Source organism: Pseudarthrobacter defluvii, assembly GCF_030816725.1.
In the GTDB taxonomy this organism is placed as follows: domain Bacteria; phylum Actinomycetota; class Actinomycetes; order Actinomycetales; family Micrococcaceae; genus Arthrobacter; species Arthrobacter defluvii_A.
Window position 1 is genome coordinate 573,726 of record NZ_JAUSYG010000001.1, and the last position, 16,412, is coordinate 590,137.

The 16,412-nt window shown below is 66.0% G+C and carries 12 protein-coding genes and 1 pseudogene; 11 read left to right on the top strand and 2 right to left on the bottom strand.

Annotated features, from left to right (window positions below):
- The first annotated feature begins 83 nt into the window (after positions 1 to 83).
- Genes QF031_RS02570 through QF031_RS02590 form a run of 5 tightly spaced genes read left to right on the top strand, consistent with a single transcriptional unit; the run spans position 84 to position 5,209 of the window.
- Positions 84 to 1,373 (top strand): ABC transporter substrate-binding protein, encoded by a 1,290-nt coding sequence (locus QF031_RS02570; RefSeq protein WP_307423687.1) that lies wholly within the window; start codon positions 84 to 86, stop codon positions 1,371 to 1,373.
- A 47-nt stretch (positions 1,374 to 1,420) separates the two neighbouring features.
- A complete protein-coding gene (locus tag QF031_RS02575; RefSeq protein WP_307423690.1) occupies positions 1,421 to 2,374 on the top strand; it encodes a carbohydrate ABC transporter permease in 954 nt (317 codons plus the stop codon).
- Positions 2,371 to 3,285, top strand: coding sequence for a carbohydrate ABC transporter permease (locus tag QF031_RS02580; protein WP_307423692.1), 915 nt, complete (start codon positions 2,371 to 2,373; stop codon positions 3,283 to 3,285). The genes QF031_RS02575 and QF031_RS02580 overlap by 4 nt, the downstream gene beginning before the upstream one ends.
- Positions 3,286 to 3,305: 20 nt before the next feature.
- Positions 3,306 to 3,944, top strand: coding sequence for a Poxvirus protein I5 (locus QF031_RS02585; RefSeq protein WP_307423694.1), 639 nt, complete (start codon positions 3,306 to 3,308; stop codon positions 3,942 to 3,944).
- A gap of 2 nt (positions 3,945 to 3,946) precedes the next feature.
- Entirely contained in the window at positions 3,947 to 5,209 is a 1,263-nt protein-coding gene (locus tag QF031_RS02590; RefSeq protein ID WP_307423695.1) for an MFS transporter, read from the top strand.
- A gap of 70 nt (positions 5,210 to 5,279) precedes the next feature.
- On the opposite strand, the pseudogene QF031_RS02595 reads toward QF031_RS02590, so the two are convergent.
- Positions 5,280 to 9,809: pseudogene (locus QF031_RS02595) on the bottom strand (family 78 glycoside hydrolase catalytic domain); the annotation flags it as partial.
- A 239-nt stretch (positions 9,810 to 10,048) separates the two neighbouring features.
- Between QF031_RS02595 and QF031_RS02605 the strand changes: the two are divergent.
- The 6 genes from QF031_RS02605 (at position 10,049) to QF031_RS02630 (ending at position 15,622) form a co-directional block, all read left to right on the top strand.
- Positions 10,049 to 10,714: a YesL family protein gene (locus QF031_RS02605; RefSeq protein ID WP_307423703.1), complete on the top strand. Its 666-nt coding sequence runs from the start codon at positions 10,049 to 10,051 to the stop codon at positions 10,712 to 10,714.
- Positions 10,715 to 10,839: 125 nt separating this feature from the next.
- Positions 10,840 to 12,369, top strand: coding sequence for an extracellular solute-binding protein (locus QF031_RS02610; RefSeq protein ID WP_307423706.1), 1,530 nt, complete (start codon positions 10,840 to 10,842; stop codon positions 12,367 to 12,369).
- Positions 12,370 to 13,344 (top strand): ABC transporter permease, encoded by a 975-nt coding sequence (locus QF031_RS02615; protein WP_307423709.1) that lies wholly within the window; start codon positions 12,370 to 12,372, stop codon positions 13,342 to 13,344.
- Positions 13,344 to 14,216 carry a carbohydrate ABC transporter permease gene (locus QF031_RS02620; RefSeq protein ID WP_307423711.1) on the top strand — a complete coding sequence of 291 codons (873 nt, stop codon included), beginning with the start codon at positions 13,344 to 13,346 and terminating at the stop codon, positions 14,214 to 14,216. The genes QF031_RS02615 and QF031_RS02620 overlap by 1 nt, the downstream gene beginning before the upstream one ends.
- Positions 14,217 to 14,239: 23 nt before the next feature.
- Positions 14,240 to 14,950, top strand: a complete 711-nt coding sequence (locus QF031_RS02625; RefSeq protein WP_307433093.1) for a rhamnogalacturonan acetylesterase — start codon at positions 14,240 to 14,242, stop codon at positions 14,948 to 14,950.
- Entirely contained in the window at positions 14,951 to 15,622 is a 672-nt protein-coding gene (locus tag QF031_RS02630; protein ID WP_307423713.1) for a DUF1961 family protein, read from the top strand.
- A 74-nt stretch (positions 15,623 to 15,696) separates the two neighbouring features.
- On the opposite strand, the gene QF031_RS02635 is transcribed toward QF031_RS02630, so the two are convergent.
- Positions 15,697 to 16,263: an ABC transporter substrate-binding protein gene (locus QF031_RS02635; protein WP_307423715.1), complete on the bottom strand. Its 567-nt coding sequence runs from the start codon at positions 16,261 to 16,263 to the stop codon at positions 15,697 to 15,699.
- Between the last annotated feature and the right edge of the window lie 149 nt (positions 16,264 to 16,412).

Genomic DNA, 16,412 nt, shown 5'->3' on the forward strand with positions numbered 1-16,412 from the left:
GTTTCAGAAGCCGTGTAAGCCAGCTCACTACTCTCGTTGTAGGCCGAGAAAAGGCAAAACACTCATCGAGCAAGGAGGCTCCCGTGATTAACAGAAGGCATTTCCTCACAACCGTTGCCGTCGGCACCGCATCTGCCGCAGCCCTGTCGGCTTGTGGCAGCGGATCAGGCTCTTCCGGCCAGACCGGATCGGCCGCCCAGCCCGTCACCATCAACTACACGTGGTGGGGCAACGACGACCGCGCGACGCGCACCCGCAAGGCCATCGAACTGTTCGAATCCAAGAACCCGGACATCAAGGTCAACGGCAACTTCACCGACTTCGCCGGCTACTGGCAGAAGCGCGCCACGGAGGCTGCCGGCGGTGGCCTGCCGGACGTCATGCAGTGGGACCTGTCCTACCTGCGCGACTACGGCCAGCGCAACCAGCTTCTGGACCTCAGCACCGTCAAGATCGATACCTCCGCCTTCGAGAAGTCCCTCCTGCCCTCCGGCCAGATCAAGGGCAAGACCTACGGCATCCCCACCAGCACCAACGCCTTCGCCGTTTACTACGACCCGGCAAAGCTGGCCCCCCTGGGCATCGCCGAGCCGGACGGCAGCTGGACCTACAAGGAGTTCAACGACTTCCTGAGCCAGGTAGGCGCCAAGAGTAACGGCGCACTCTACGGTGGAACCGACTACACCGGCGTCTGGTGGATGTTCAATATCTGGCTGCGCCAGAACAAGATCGAGGCGTTCACTTCCGAGGGCAAGCTCGGCTTCAGCAAGGATGACCTGAAGAAGTGGTGGAACCTGACCGCGGAGTTGCGCGGTACGGGTGCCATCATCCCCGAGGACCGTGTGACCCAGCTGGCTCCGAAGTCTCCGTTCGGCTCCAACGCCACCGCCACGGAGGTCACCTGGGACAACTTCATGGCCGGCTACCTGGGCGACAGTGGTGCCAAGGAACTCAAGCTGGTTCCGGTGCCGTCAGACGACCCCAACAACCTTGGCCTGTTCCTCAAGCCGTCCATGCTCATGGTGGCCAGCGCCAAGACCAAGTTCAAGGATGCCGCCGCCCGGTTCATCGACTTCATGGTCAACGATCCCGAGGTGGGCCAGATCTTCAAGACCTCCCGCGGTGTCCCCGCCTCCAAGACCCAGCGCGACGGCACCACCTTCGAAGGCACGGACAAGCTCGTGGTGGACTACGAGAAGTCGATTGAGAAGTACCTCAAGGACGCCCCGGAGCCGCCCATCGTCGGGTTCGGCACGCTTGAAGCCTCCTTCAAGCGCATCGCCTCGGACCTGAACTACGGCAAGCTCACCATTGATGGTGCAGCCGATGCCTGGTTCAAGGAAGCCGAAGACCTCATCAAGCAGAATGCCTGATCAGGCGCCTTGCCTCATCAAGCCTTCACGACTGACGGATTGAACTCGTGACTCAAAGCCCAACCCTGAGCAGGCGTCCGGCGTCGTCCACTTCCCCGCTGCCGCGCAAACCGCGGCGGCGGGGCGCGGACGCCCGTGCCGGCTATACCTTCCTGCTGCCCTGGCTGCTGGGATTCATTGCCCTCACCGTTGGGCCGATGATTTCCTCGCTGTACCTGTCCTTCACCAACTACAACCTGTTCGAGCCGCCCAAGTGGATCGGCCTGGACAACTACACCACCCTGTTCCAGGATGAACGGTTCCTGCAGTCGGTGGGCGTGACAGTCGGGTATGTGGTGTTCGGTACCCCGTTGAAGCTGGCGGCGGCACTGGCGGTGGCGATGCTGCTGAACAGCAAGCGCCGGGGCCAGGGCTTCTACAGGTCTGCGTTCTACGCACCATCCCTGATCGGCGCGTCCGTGTCCATCGCAATCGTCTGGAAGGCCATGTTCGGCGATGCCGGTCCGGTGGACCAGGGGCTGTCCTTCTTCGGGATCAACCTGGGCGGCTGGGTGGGCAACCCCGCTATGACCATGCCGATGTTCATCCTGCTCACGGTGTGGCAGTTCGGCGCCCCGATGGTGATCTTCCTGGCCGGTCTCAAGCAGATCCCCGGCGAGCTGTACGAGGCTGCATCGATGGACGGTGCAGGCCCGGTGCGCAAGTTCTTCAACATCACCTGGCCCATGCTTTCCCCGGTGATCTTCTTCAACCTGCTGATGGAAACCATCCACGCATTCCAGATCTTCGCGTCGGCCTACATCATCTCCAATGGTGAAGGCGGCCCCGCCGGATCCACCCTCTTCTACACCCTTTACCTGTACCTGCGCGGCTTCAGCGATTTCCGGATGGGCTACGCCTCGGCCATGGCGTGGCTGCTGGTGGTCGTGGTGGGCATCATCACCCTGATCTTCTTCCGCACGTCCAAGTCCTGGGTCCACTACAGCGGTGATTCAAAATGACGACCATGGCAACCCCCACCCAGTCCACTACGGACACACCCGCTGCCTACAACCCGAAGTCCGAGTCGGTTGGGGCCAAGCGGGCCAAGAGCGTGATCTTCCACGCCGTGGCCCTCATCCTGACCGCCATCGTGCTCTACCCCGCGCTGTGGATGATCGCCTCATCCTTCAAGCCCAACTCGGAAATCGGCGGGCAGAACACCTCACTTTGGTCCAACAACTTCAGCTTCGATAACTTCGTTACGGCGATGGACGGGATCGGCGGGGTCTCCACCCTGCAGTTCTTCACCAACTCACTGATCCTTGCCCTCGGCGCCGTGGTGGGGACCATCCTCTCCGCAAGCGTGTCAGCCTACGCGTTCGCCAGGATCAACTTCCCCGGCCGCAGCCTGTTCTTCGGCATGATGATCGCCACCTTGCTGCTGCCCTTCCACGTGGTGATCATTCCGCAGTACATCATCTTCCAGCAGTTGGGCCTGGTGGACACTTACGTACCCCTGCTGATCGGCAAGTTCCTGGCCGGAGACGCGTTCTTCGTCTTCCTCATGGTCCAGTTCATGCGCGGCCTGCCCGCGGAGCTGGATGAGGCGGCACGGATCGACGGCGCCGGGCACGCCCGGATTTTCCGCTCCATCATGCTGCCGCTGATGAAACCGGCCCTGATCTCCACCTCGATCTTCTCCTTTATCTGGAGCTGGAACGACTTCCTGGGTCCGTTGCTGTACCTGAACACCCCGGACAAGTACCCGCTGCCGCTGGCCCTGCGGCTCTTCGTGGACCAGACCCAGTCCTCGGACTACGGCGCCATGATCGCCATGTCCGTCCTGGCCCTGCTGCCCGTGCTGATCTTCTTCCTGATCTTCCAGCGGTACATCGTCGAGGGCGTCTCCACCCAGGGCCTCAAGGGCTAACGAGAAAAGCGAGTCAGAAAATGAGCGTCATGGACAGCACCACACCGGCCTCCGGCCACCAACCCATCCCGGTGAACCGGTTTGCCCTGTTCTCCGAAACCCTCCTGGCAGGGGTGCTGGTGCTGGTGCTGTCCCTCCCGCTCGTCACCATCCCGGCCGCTTATGCGGCAGGGACGGCGCATCTCGAGCGGCACCTTAATGGCCGGGACGATTCCGTCCGCGGCCTGTGGGGCCTGTTCAGGGCTGCGCTGCCGGGCAGCTGGAAGCTGGGAATTACGACGGCGGCCGCCGCCGTCGTGATTGCCCTCAACCTTTTGCTCGCCTGGGTGGGGCAGCTCCCGGGCAGGGAAGTGGTCCTGCCCGCCACGCTCATCCTTGCCGCCGGTGCGGCCATCCTGCTGCTCCGCACCGCCTCCGCCTGGTCCGACTATTCGGGTGCAGGCTCCGGTGCCGCCGGAAGGGAAACCTGGCGCCAGGCCCTCGAAGCGGGCCAGGCAAGCTCCATCCGCGACTGGACGGGCTCGCTGCTGCTTGCCGCGGCCCTGTTCTGCTCCGTGGTGTTCGTCTGGATGCTCGCGGCGCTCTTCGTGGTGGTACCGGGAACCCTGATCCTGGCCGCGGCTGCCGTCAAACTGCGGTCCAGCCGCCCCAAGCACTGACTGTGCCTTCCCGCCGCACCCGTCCCGCACCCCCTGCCCGCTCCCAGGCAAGCCGGCCCCGCTGGTACCACCCCCTAAAACAGCACAATTACCGGCTCTTCCTGGCCATGCAGCTGGCCGGCAGCCTCGGGGTCTGGATGCAGCGCCTGGCGCAGGACTGGCTGGTGCTGCAGCTGACCGGAAGCCCCGCCGCGGTGGGGGCCGCCGTCGCCCTCCAATTCCTGCCCATGCTCGTGGTGGGGCCGCTTGCCGGACTGGTGGTGGACATCTTCCCCAAGCGCCGGATCATGATGGTGTGCCAGTCCGTCATTGTGCTGCTCGCCCTGGGGCTCGCGGCCTGGACTGCCAGCGGCACCCTCACGGTCTGGGTTGTCTACGCCAGCTGCATTGCCTTGGGCGTCACTGCGGCAGTGGACCAGCCCACCCGGCAGGTCTTCGTCAACGAAGTGGTGGGCGACGCCGCGTTGCGCCCTGCCATCGGGCTGAACAACGCCCTCGCCCAGCTGGGCGCCATGACTGGCCCGGCGCTGGGCGGAGTGCTGATTGCGCAGGCAGGGCCCGCCGCGGCCTTCGCCTCCAACGCGCTCATCGGCGTGCTCGTGCTTGGGCTGATCGCCGCCATCCGCCCCCACGAGCTGCATCCCGGCACGCCGGCCGAGCGGGGGCGCGGGCAGATGTTGGCCGGGTTCCGGTATGTCCGCGAACGGCCGCGCCTACTGCTCCTCATCGTGCTGGCGGGGCTACTGGGCGCCTTCGGCATGAACGGGCCGGTGGTCCTTGCCGCGTTTGCCGAGCGGGTGTGGCACAACGGTGTGGAGGGCTTTGGCCTGTTTAACACGGTCAGTGCCGTTGGTGCCCTGGCCGGCGCGCTCCTGGCCTCCAGGCTGGGAAACATGGGCCGCAGGGGCATCGTGGTGGCGGCGGGGCTCTTTGGGCTGTCCCAGCTGGTGGCCGCGCTCATGCCCAACCTGGTGCTGTTTACGGCCATGCTGGTGGTGGTGGGCGTCATGACCCTGCTGTTCCTGACCAGTGCAGCTACCGCCGTCCAGCTTGAAGCCGGGCCCGCCATCCGGGGCCGGGTCATGGCGTTGTACCTTCCGCTCCTTTTGGGTGGGCACGCCTGCGGCGGCCTCCTTGCGGGCTGGCTCACCGAGCAGTTCGGTGTCCGGGCCGGGCTGCTGGTCACCGGCGGCCTGGGCATGCTCTCCGCGGCCGTGGTGGGGCTGCTGCTGTGGCGGCACTCGCGGCGCCGTTCAGCGCCCTAACCTCGCGAGATGGCACCTCGCGGCAATGTTCCCCGCAGGGATTGCCGCCACCTGCCATCTCGCGGGGGTTTCAGGCGGGCATGAACGTCCAGGTTCCCGTGTGGATGCGGAAGTCTCGGGTGGCGGGGCGGGTTCCGCCGTCCCCGTCCGCAGCAGAAAGCACGACGGCGGCATCCGCGCCCTGGTCCTGGAACGGCACCGGTCCTGCGACCTCGTAAGCGCCGGCGGGCAGCCGGACGATGGCGGTGGCTCCGGGCGGAATGGTGCACTCCAGCTCCACCCGTTGGCCAGCCCGCCGCCAGCCGGCCTCCAGGTACCCGTTGCGCACCGGAACGCTTCCGCGAGCCTGCTCCAGGCGGCACAGCGGTGGTTCGATCAGCACGTCGTTGCCGCCCGGAACCGTGTAGCGGACCCCCAGCAGATGCTCGAGGATCTCCTTGATGACGGACGCGGACCACGCGTGCGACTGGCTGTAATCAGTGCCGTCCCCAAGGTCCCAGGCTTCCCAGGTGAAGGTGGCCCCGCGGTCCAGGAGCCGGGCCCAGCCGGGCTGGTCCTTGTTGGTGAGGAGGTCCAGCACTGCGTCCGTCATGCCCTGGCTCAACAGTGCCCGGACCAGCCGGTGCACCGTCATGGGCCCCTGCCGCATACCCATGCCCGCGATCCGGGCGGCATCCGGAGCCGCGTGCGCAGTTTCGGTGATGCCCAGCGACAGCGGGAAGGACGTTGCGTGCTGGGAGGCGTGCGGGCTGGGCGTTCCGTCGGCATGGAGGCCGTCCACCATGACCCCGTCCACCCTGAGGCGCGTCCGGATGGCGTCGGCCAGGGTCCGGGCAGCAGCGGCATAGCGGACCGCGCCGGACTCGTCCCCTGCGGCGCTGCAGAGCCGCGCCGCCGATACCAGGGCGGAGTAGGCCTGGGCATTCACGGTGGTTTTGGCCGCGCAGTCCATATCGTAGCCAAACCGCCCGGGCGCAGGCCAGTCCACGATGCCGTGCAGGTAGGGCCCGGAGCCGCCGCCCAGCCTGGTGACCAGTCCCGCCGTCGGACCCTCTGCGGGAATGTGGCGCAGGGCGTAATCCGCCGTGTCGCACAGGTGGGGCAGCAGCTCCCGCACCAGGGCAAGATCGCCGGTGCGCAGGTGGTACTCCGCCGCCCACTCCGGCAACATCAGCGAGAAGTCGGGGATGTCCCGCTTGCCGTCGCCGTTGGGGTAGACGGCGTTATAGCGGCCCTTCTCCTCCCCGGCGCTCCAGTAGCGGCGGGCGGACCAGGCGAACTCCCGCAGTGCCTGCGCCGTGTACGCGTGCTCGCCGAACAGCGCCATCGTGGCATAGGAGATGTTGGCCGCGTCGGCCAGGAACTGGCCCTTTTCCCGGGTGGGGGTGTCCACGAACTGCTCCTGCACGCCATACAGGGCAGAATCCCGCAGCAGCCCGAACACCGCGTCCAGGACCGGGTCCGAGCTGTGAAAACCGCCCTCGCCGGGATGGCTGCCGTGGACGGTCACGGCGCCCACTCGGGACACCTCGGCGGCTTCGATTCCGGGCAGCTCCAGGTAGCGGAAGCCCAGGTGCACCGAGGCGCGGAACTGCTGCGGCCCGGCCGCCTGCGTGTAGGGGAAGGACATGTCGGTGTTCTGGCTGGCCGTCTTTCCGGCGTCCACCCTGCCGTCGGGCCGGAGGGCGTAACCGGCGCGGAGCATCACGGTGCGGCCGGGAACGCCGTCCAGGAAGTCCACTTCCGGGCGGGCGGGAAGAACCTGGCCGAAATCCGCCACTATCGTCCCGTCATCGGCGGACAGGAACTGCCGCGGTGCCACGAACCCGCCGGTGAGGAACGTCCGGCGGGGGTGAAGGCGGGGAAAGTCCGACGACGGGTGGCGGCCGGCAGACACAGCGGGAGGCAGGTTTCCGGCCAGGTCGAGTGACGCCGCGGCCTGCCCGTCCAGGTGTTCGACCGGATCGCCCTCGTCGTTGCGGTAGCCGGACTGGCGGTACGGCGCCTCGCCTGCAGACCAGCCCGGGCCGGAGGTGAGGATGTCGCGGCGACCGTCGTCGTAGTCAACCGTGAGCCGGACCAGCAGGCCGGGCACCCCGGCTGCGCGGCCCTGGCCCGGCCCGTACCAGTGGAGCAGGGCTGTTACCGGGATGGCTGTGCCAACAGGCTGTTCCGCCAGGACCCCGGTGATGTCGGCGGCGTCGTAATATCCTTCGCCCGGATAGCCGAACGAGGTGGTGCTGAGGCAGGGTGTCTCCGCCACGGAGAACTGCGCGTGGTGGTGGGCGGCCACGTAAAGCCGCGCCCGCCGCACCGCTCCGGTGAGCTGGAAGGCGGTCCGGAACAGGGTCCACTCATCAGGCTGCCGGTGTTCCGTGGTCCGGGACCAGCCAGCAAGGCACGCGAGGGCCTGGGCGTCGCCGGCGCCGAACCGGTGGTCCAGCAGGACAGCCTGCGGGCGGCCCGGAGGGGTATCGGTGACCCGTAGCGATGCATACTCGGCCTGGCTCCGCGGACCCTGGTGCAAACCGGGCACGCAGGCTTCACCGGCGGGTTCGTCAACAGCGAAGAGTTCCTTCCCGTCCAGGGACACGCGGATGGTTCGGCCGTCGTCGCTAACGGTGAGGTCGCGCCACGCAAGTGGGGATGCACCCTGGGTGCTTGCCGGCACTGCACTCGCCAAGACCTCGGTCTCCGGAGTGGCGGGGGAGGGGATCTCCCAGTCCGGGGCGCGGCGGAGCGCCACTTCTCCGGTGGCGCCCAGTTCCAGCAGCAGGCCCGTCCCGGCGCCGCTGCTGCGCAGGAGCAGCCCGGCGCGGCCCATTACGGGCCGGAGCCTCGCTTCAAGCCGGAAGCTGCGAAGTGCGGGGGAGGGAAGCGGCAGGAACGGGGACGCCGCCACCCGGAGGGCCTGGTCGAAGAGTTCCAGCGGGGCGCGTCCACCCGCTGCCCGGCCCATCCAGTCAGCTGCCCAGGAGCTGTCGCCAAGCCCCGTGCTGAAGGGCTGCAGAACCGACCAGCCGCCAAAAACCCCGGCTGCGTCACGGATGCGCACCCGCCAGGCGTAGTCCGCGTCGTCGTCGAGCAGGAGACCGCCGCAGCGGACGCCGACCTGGGCGGTGGAGGCCACCTCGCCCGAGCTCCACAGCATGCTGCCCACGGCGTCCCGGACCTCCAGCTCATAACCGGTCTGCCGCGCAAGGGCCGGATCGGCGTCGTCGTCCTGGCCGAGCTGCCAGCTGAACGTGGGGACCGGGGCCGCCGTCAGGCAGGGGGCGAGCCCGTCCGTCAAGAGATTGACGGCGTAAAGCTGACCCGGGCCGCCAGGCAGCGTCGTGGCCCCGGCTGCGCTCCCCTCCTGTCCTGCCTCGTCCACCATCAGGAAGCCGGGAGGTCAAAAACAGCCGGTGCGGATGCGGCCCAGGGGAGACCCAGCTCGCTGAACGTGGCATGCTGGCGGCCAGCCTTCTCCAGGGCCTCCTCGATTCCCACCACGATGGCGTGCGCCGTATCCCCCTCACCTTCCCAACGGACGTAGGCGGGATCAATGGGGGCGGGGAGCGGTGCCGTCCGGACGGCCTCCAGCACCAGCATGAAGGCTCCGCTGTCCACCAGGCTGCTGATGAGCGGGACGCCCTGGGCCCGGTGGGCCAGGAGGTTCTCCGTCAGGTCGTCACGGCCATACGTTTCCTCCATGCGCCCTGCCGCCGTCTCAACCGTGAGCCGGTCCTCGGTGTAGTGGAACACTGCGGTGCCGGCAGAGCCTTGGAGGGTCACGCAGGGCTCCACGGACTTCGACGCGCAGATGGTGAGGGCGCACGTGATGGGCAGGCCGGCTGCGGTGCGGATCCGGATCACGGAGGTGTCATCCGACTCGATGTCATTGGCGCGGTACAGTTCGGTTTCCACGGACTCTACGTCGGCCGTGGTGCGCGCGCCGGCAATCCGGAGGGCGGTTGCCACGGCGTGCGCCAACGGGTTGGTGGCCACACCGTCCACAACATCAACGCCGTTGATGCTCCGTTTCCCGGCCCAGCGGGAGCGCTTGTAATAGGCCCTGTCCCGGACCCAGCGGCCGGTGGCGGAAATGCCTTCCAGCGTTCCAATGGTTCCGGCGGCCAGCAGTTCTTCGATGGCCTTCAGGGCGTGTGAGCCAAGGCTCTGGAAACCGATCTGGACTCCCCGACCCGATTCTGAGGCGGCCCCGCACAGCCGGTTGAAGTCGGCAAGGGAAGCCACCGGAGGCTTCTCGAGGTACAGCTCGGCATCCGTGGCCAGGGCTGCCAGGGCCAGCGGGGCGTGGGTCTGGATGGGAGTGGCGACGATGACCAGGTCCAGATCAGGAGTTGCCGTGAGGAGGTCGTCGATCCCCGCGAAAACAGCGGCCGACGGCGGGACGGCACCGGGTGCCGGAGGCTGCGGATCCGCCACGGCAGCGAGCTCAATGCGGCCTGCTGCCCGGAGGCGTTCCAGGTTGTGCAGATGGTGGGTGCCAAAGCCGTGAACCCCTACCAACGCGACCCTCGCCGCCCGTGTGGAGGGTGTTCCAGCGTCGCTCCCGACCGCTTCCGTTGCCGTTGCCATGGTTCTCCCGTTCCAGCCGGCGTCCGCCGCAGCGGCACCGGCATCCTTGCGCCTTGCCTTACCCCAGCAAGCGCTTTCCACCGTTCAGTGTGCGGCATCCAGGCACCTCCAGTCCAGCTATGTAACGATTCAAAATTTGGCTTGACCATCACCGTCAGTCAGGTCTAGATTTTCGAGAAACCGATTACCAGCGTGATGCGGGACACTTTCCGCTCCGCCCCTGCATCGATGGAGAACCAGAAGGGAGGCCGTGCCATGCTGTCCGGAACCTTCAGCGCGCGTGCCTACTCGTTTTTTGACACGCTCGTGTGGATTGCCTGCCTGAACCTGCTGTGGATCGCTTTCACCCTCCTGGGTTTCGGTGTCCTTGGTGCCGGCCCGGCCACGGCGGCAGCACACATTGCGGTCCGCAAGCGGGCCGGCGGGGACGCTGCGCCGCTGCTAACCGGATTCGCCGCCGGGTACTTCCGGAACTTCGGCAAGGCCAACGCGCTCTCGCTTCCGGTCATGGCCGTCGTCGCGGCGCTTGTCCTCAACTGGAACTACTTCTCCGGCGGCCACGGAGTCTTTCCGCAGCTCATGGCGGTGGGCCTCTTCGTTGCGGCGGTCTTCCTGGCGGGGGCCGTCTGCTACGTGTTTCCCATGTACGCCCGGTATGAGCTGCCGCTGCCGCAGTACCTGTTGATGTCGTCCCGGTTCGCCGTGCGCCACCTGGCCGGGACCGTCATCCTGCTGTTCGTCTCCGCGGCAGTGGTTTACGCCAGCCGTTGCCTTCCGGGGCTCATCCCGTTCTTCAGCATCGGGGCCTGGCTCTACCTGACCGGGTGGCTGTGCGACCGCTTCTTCACCGCCAACGACCAAGCCATTGCCGCAGCAGAGCCTGCAGGGCATCCGCGCCTGCAGGCAGCGTCCCCCGCCTGACGGCAATTCACCGCGCAGCCGCCATCCGCTCCCGCGGGAGGTCCTGCACGGCCGTGCAAATGAAACGTATCAAAATTGGGCGAACGCCCCAAAAGAAACCGCAACGAAGTGGAAAAGGAAAATTAATGATCCGTAGGAAACTTTCCCTGGCCGCCGCCGTCGTCACCGCGACGGCCCTGTCCCTCACTGCGTGCAGCGGGGGTGACACCCCGGCCGCGGACCTCACCTCCGTCTCCATCATGGCCCCGTTCCTCGAGGCCCAGCCGCCTGCCGCGGACGGCGCGGTGCAGAAGAAGCTGGAGGAGCTCACCGGCAAGCAGGTCAAGATCAACTGGGCCCCCAACGCCTCCTACGAGGACAAGACCAACATCACGCTTGCCGGATCGGACCTCCCCCAGGTCATGGTGATCCAGGGCAAAACGCCCGGCTTCGTGAAGAACGCCCAGGCCGGCGCGTTCTGGGACCTCACGGACAAACTGGACAAGTACCCCAACCTCAAGACCACCTTCCCGGACATCCAGAAGAACGCCAGCGTCAACGGCAAGGTCTACGGCGTGTTCCGGGGCCGGGCCCCCATGCGCGCCGCTGTCATGTTCCGGCAGGACTGGCTGGACAAGCTGGGCCTGCAGCCGCCCAAGACCACCGAGGACCTGTACAAGGTGGCCAAGGCCTTCACCGAGCAGGACCCGGACGGCAACGGCCAGAACGACACCTGGGGCATCACCATCCCCAAGTGGGGTGCGCTGGGCACCAACAGCCCCTACGACCTGATCGAGGAATGGTACGGCGCCGGGAACCGCTGGACGGAGCGGGACGGAAAACTGGTCCCCAGCTTTGAGACCGATGAATTCCTCGAAGCTGACCGGTTCATCAAGAAGATGGTGGACGAAAAACTCATCAACCCCGACTTCGCCACCTTTGACAGCACCAAATGGAACGAGCCGTTCTTCAACGGCAAGGGCGGCATCATCGTCGACGTCGATTCCCGCGTCAGCGTGCTCATCAACCTCTTCAAGCAGGCCGACCCCAACAACTTCCAGAACAAGGTGGGCTTCGTGGGCAACCTCGAAGGGCCCGACGGCAAGCTCCACGCCCACCCCACCGACGGCTACTCCGGCTTCCTGGCCGTGCCCAAGGGCAGCGTCAAGACCGAGGCTGAGCTGGACAAGGTCCTGGCCTTCCTGAACAGCATGAACGGCAAGGACGTGGCCATCCTGCTGAACAACGGCATCGAGGGCGTGAACTTCAAGGTGGAGGACGGCAAGGCCGCGACCATCAAGCCGGAGACCCCGGAGGGCAAGGCCGTCACCACCGATATCAAGAGCTACGCACAGCTGGGCATGAACGTCGCCGGGAACGAGTTCTACCCGGTCAAGCAGCCCTCGGACTACGAGCAGCAGGTCTTTGACAAGCGCACCGAAGTGATGGCGGAGGACCTCAAGAGCGCTGTCTACAACCCGGCCGCGCCCTACGTTTCCGCCACCTACGTGGCAAAGGGTGCACAGCTGGACAACATCGTGGCGGATGCCCGGATCAAGTACCTGGCCGGCCAGATCGACGAACAGGGGCTCAAGGACGCCATCAAGCTGTGGGACACCAGCGGCGGCAACAAGGTCAAGGAAGAGATCAACAAGCTGTGGCAGGACAACAAGTAAATGGCAACCCCTGTCATTGACACCCTCACCGGGGAGCGGGCGGGCAAGGCCGCGCCCGCTCCCCGGAACGGGGGCAGGTTCTCCGTCCATTTCGCGCACTACAAGTGGCTGTACCTGCTGCTCCTGCCCGGCGTGGTGTACTTTGCGGTATTCCGCTACGCCCCGATGTACGGGGTGTCCATCGCCTTCAAGGATTACGTCCCCTTCCTGGGCGTGAACGGGAGCCCGTGGGTGGGGTTCCGGAACTTCGAGGACTTTTTCGCCAACCCGGACTTTCCCCGGCTGCTGGGCAACACCCTGATCCTGGCTTTCCTGAACCTCGGCGTGGCCTTCCCGCTGACCATCATCCTGGCGTTGCTGCTGAACGAGGTCCGGCTTTCCATCCTCAAACGCACCGTCCAGACCCTGGTGTACATCCCGCACTTCCTGTCCTGGACCATCGTGGCGTCCCTGAGCTTCCTGCTGTTCGCCCTGGACATCGGTCCCCTGTTCCAGTTCCTGAACAACGTCATGGGCACCCACATCGATTTCCTGTCCGACCCCGCCTGGTTCCGGCCCCTGATCGTGCTGCAGGAAATCTGGAAGAACACCGGCTGGGGCACCATCATCTTCCTGGCCGCCCTTTCCACTGTGGATCAGGACCAGTACGAGGCAGCCATCATCGACGGCGCCGGCCGCTTCCGCCGCGTCTGGCACATTACCCTGCCCGCGATCCGCTCCACCATCATCGTGATGCTGATCCTGGCCATCGGGCAGATGCTCAACACGGGCTTCGAGCAGATCTACCTGATGACCAACGCCCTTAACCGGGAAGTGGCCGACGTCTTTGACACCTATGTCTACTTCGTGGGCATCACCCAGGGCGCCTACAGCTACTCCACCGCGGTGGGCCTGTTCAAATCCCTGGTGGGCATCGTGCTGATCTTCGGCACCAACTGGCTGGCGAAGCGGTTCAACCAGAGCGGACTGTTCTAATGAAGATCCACAACACCCGGGGCGGCCGGATTTTTGACGCCGCCAACTACGTCTTCCTGTCCCTGATTGGCATCATCACCCTGCTGCCCTTCGTCTACGTCTTCGCCGGCTCCTTCGCCACCGAGGCCGAGATCACCCGCCGGGCCTTCTTCGTCTGGCCCGAACAGTTCACCCTGGGCTCCTACGAGTACATTTTCGCCACGCCGGCGTTCGTCCGCGCCCTGGTCACCACCGTCCTCGTCACGGCCGTGGGCACCCTGGTCCAGCTGGCCTTCACCGTGACCATGGCCTACCCGTTGGCCAAGAAGACACTGCGCGGCAGGAACGTGATCCTGTCCCTGGTGGTCTTCGCCATGGTCTTCTCCGGCGGCATGATTCCCACTTTCCTGCTAGTCAAGGACCTGGGCCTGCTCAACTCCTACTGGGCCCTGATCCTGCCGGCCGCGATCAATCCGTTCAGCCTGATCATCATCAAGAATTTCTTCCAGGAACTTCCGGCGGAGCTTGAGGAATCGGCCAAGATGGACGGTGCCACGGAGATCGGGATTCTCTGGCGGATCCTGCTGCCGCTGTCCAAGCCCGTCCTGGCAACGTTCGCGCTGTTCTACGCCGTGGGCATCTGGAACGACTTCATGTCACCCCTGCTGTACCTGAGCGACAACTCCAAGTGGACCCTGCAGATGTACCTGCGCCAGGTCACGGCGGCCTCGGACCTGCTGGGCACCGGCAATGTCGATCCCAACTACATCCCGCCGGAACAGGGCATCAAGTTCGCTGTGATCGTGGTGGCCACACTTCCCATCCTCATTTTCTATCCGTTCCTGCAAAAGCACTTCGCCAAAGGCATGCTCATCGGTTCCGTCAAGGGCTGATGTCCACGTCGAGGAAGGACACCATGAAGATCCTGCTGGCCGGCGACTCCACCGTGGCCAACTGTCCCACGCACGAGTTCCCCATGAGCGGGTGGGGCGCGCACCTGCCCCCGCTTACTTATGAGTGGGGTGCGGTGCACAACTTCGCCAAAGGTGGCGCGAGTACGGAGTCTTTCCGCGACGAAGGGCTGTGGGCGGCTCTGCTCGGCGAAGCGGGTCCGGGTGATTTCGTGCTGATCCAGTTCGGCCACAACGACCAGAAGAAGCAGCATCTCGCAGCCCGCACCGGCTACGCGGCCAACCTGCGCACCATGGTGGGGGAGGTGCGTGCCCTGGACGCGGCTCCGGTGCTGTGCACCCCGGTGGAGCGGCGGCACTTCCTGGACGCGCCGCCGTCGGGCGCTGTCCTGGAGGAAAGCCTGGAGGACTATCCGGAGGTGGTCCGGGAACTCGGCCTGGAGCTGGCGGTACCCGTGGTGGACCTGAACGCGTGGACCCGGCGCCTTTACCTGCAGTTGGGGCCGGACGGGTCCCGGGCAATCTTTTGCCACTTCGCGCCGGGTGCACACGCGCACTGGCCGGACGGCCTGGCCGACAACACGCACTTCTCCCGGCAGGGGGCAGCCCTGGTGGCGGGGGAAGTGGCCCGGCAACTCGGGGGCCTGGGGTACGCCGCGACCGGCAGCAAGGGACCATCCACCAGGGAATTAAGCACGACGGCGGGACGCGGCTAGGTGGGCTCCGCAGGCGCGGAGGCGGGCATTCTCTACCGCAATCCGCTGGCGGGTCCGGAGGACGTTGCCGGATGGGTGGCCGAAGGTCCCCTCCGCATGGACAGCCGCGACGGGTCGCTGGAACTGTCCGGCTTGCTGGACAGCCAGGAGTTCGGCGACCACGCGCACTGGACGTTCTGGTGCCCGGTGGAGTTCCCTGACGGCATCCGCATCAGCTGGGAGTTCCTGCCGCTCGCGGAGCCGGGCTTGGCCATGCTGTTCTTTGCCGCTGCGGGACACGGCGGGCTGGACTTGTTCGACCCTGCCCTGGCAGCCAGGACGGGCTACTACCCGCAGTACCACTCCGGCGACATCGACGCCCTGCACGTCTCGTATTTCCGCCACAAGTACCGGTCGGAGCGGGCGTTCCGGACCTGCAACCTGCGCAAGAGCGCGGGGTTCGAGCTGGTGGCCCAGGGGGCGGACCCGTTGCCGCCGGCGGAAGACGCCACGGACTTCTACCGCCTGGAAGTGGTCAAGGACGGTCCGGAAGTGGCCTTCTCCATCAACGGGCTCCTCCTCTTTGAATGGCGCGATGTCACGGACAGGGTGCTTGGCGGCGGCCGCATCGGCTTCCGGCAAATGGCCCCGCTGCGGGCTGCCTACCGCAACCTGGTGGTGGAGAAGCTTTAGCCGGCAACACGAAGCGGGCGGCCCGGAAAGGGCCGCCCGCTTTGTTGACGTTCCAGTTTCTGGACTACCCGGAACTAGAGTCCCAGGAGGCGGTTGAACAGGTTGGCAAGGCCGCTGAGCCCAGTGCCGCCGTCCAGCAGTCCGGTGACGGCGCACAGGAGGTTGCCCACCAGGTTGCCCGCTCCGGTCTGGGAGGTGATGTCAAGGACTACCTGGTTCAGGTCCACATTCAGTCCCAGGAGATCCAGGTGCAGCGGCCCAAGGACCAGGTTCAGGATGTCGCAGGAACCGCCGGAAGCCAGGGCGGCTGCGGTGGAAGGTGCGGCTGCAGCAGTTGTGGTCACCGTCTGGCTGACCGGAGTGGCCACGCCGGCCAGGTCCGTGAAGGTTCCCTGCACCAGGCCGGTGACGGTCAACTGGCCGTCCTGGGCGCTGAAGCCGGACGGAGTGAAGGAGCCAACGAAGGTACCCACGCCGTCAATTGTCTGGTTGATGGTTCCACTGACGTTGGCCGCCTGTGACGACTGGGAGGCGGCAGAAGGAGCCGCGGGTGCTGCTGCCGTCGCCGGACCCGCCATGCCGAAGAGCATGGCGCCGGAGAGGGCAATGGCGGTAACTGAAGCTGAGACCTTTGTGCGCATTTTCGGTAAATCCTTTCAGCGCCGGGTTTCGGCGCAATGAACCCCCCGAGACTCCGCCCCCATGGAGAACCCCGGCGGAACTGGTTATTTCAAATGCTGTTCATTTCTGATGCAGCCCTTGCGGGCCGCGACACGCAGCGCCGGACGGT

What these genes read in the sequence shown, in the direction of transcription:
- QF031_RS02580 (WP_307423692.1), top strand. Translation starts at nt 2,371, where the DNA reads ATGACGACCATGGCAACCCCCACCCAGTCCACTACGGACACACCCGCT.
- QF031_RS02585 (WP_307423694.1), top strand. Translation starts at nt 3,306, where the DNA reads ATGAGCGTCATGGACAGCACCACACCGGCCTCCGGCCACCAACCCATC.
- QF031_RS02605 (WP_307423703.1), top strand. Translation starts at nt 10,049, where the DNA reads ATGCTGTCCGGAACCTTCAGCGCGCGTGCCTACTCGTTTTTTGACACG.
- QF031_RS02610 (WP_307423706.1), top strand. Translation starts at nt 10,840, where the DNA reads ATGATCCGTAGGAAACTTTCCCTGGCCGCCGCCGTCGTCACCGCGACG.
- QF031_RS02615 (WP_307423709.1), top strand. Translation starts at nt 12,370, where the DNA reads ATGGCAACCCCTGTCATTGACACCCTCACCGGGGAGCGGGCGGGCAAG.
- QF031_RS02620 (WP_307423711.1), top strand. Translation starts at nt 13,344, where the DNA reads ATGAAGATCCACAACACCCGGGGCGGCCGGATTTTTGACGCCGCCAAC.
- QF031_RS02625 (WP_307433093.1), top strand. Translation starts at nt 14,240, where the DNA reads ATGAAGATCCTGCTGGCCGGCGACTCCACCGTGGCCAACTGTCCCACG.
- QF031_RS02635 (WP_307423715.1), bottom strand. Translation starts at nt 16,263, where the DNA reads ATGCGCACAAAGGTCTCAGCTTCAGTTACCGCCATTGCCCTCTCCGGC.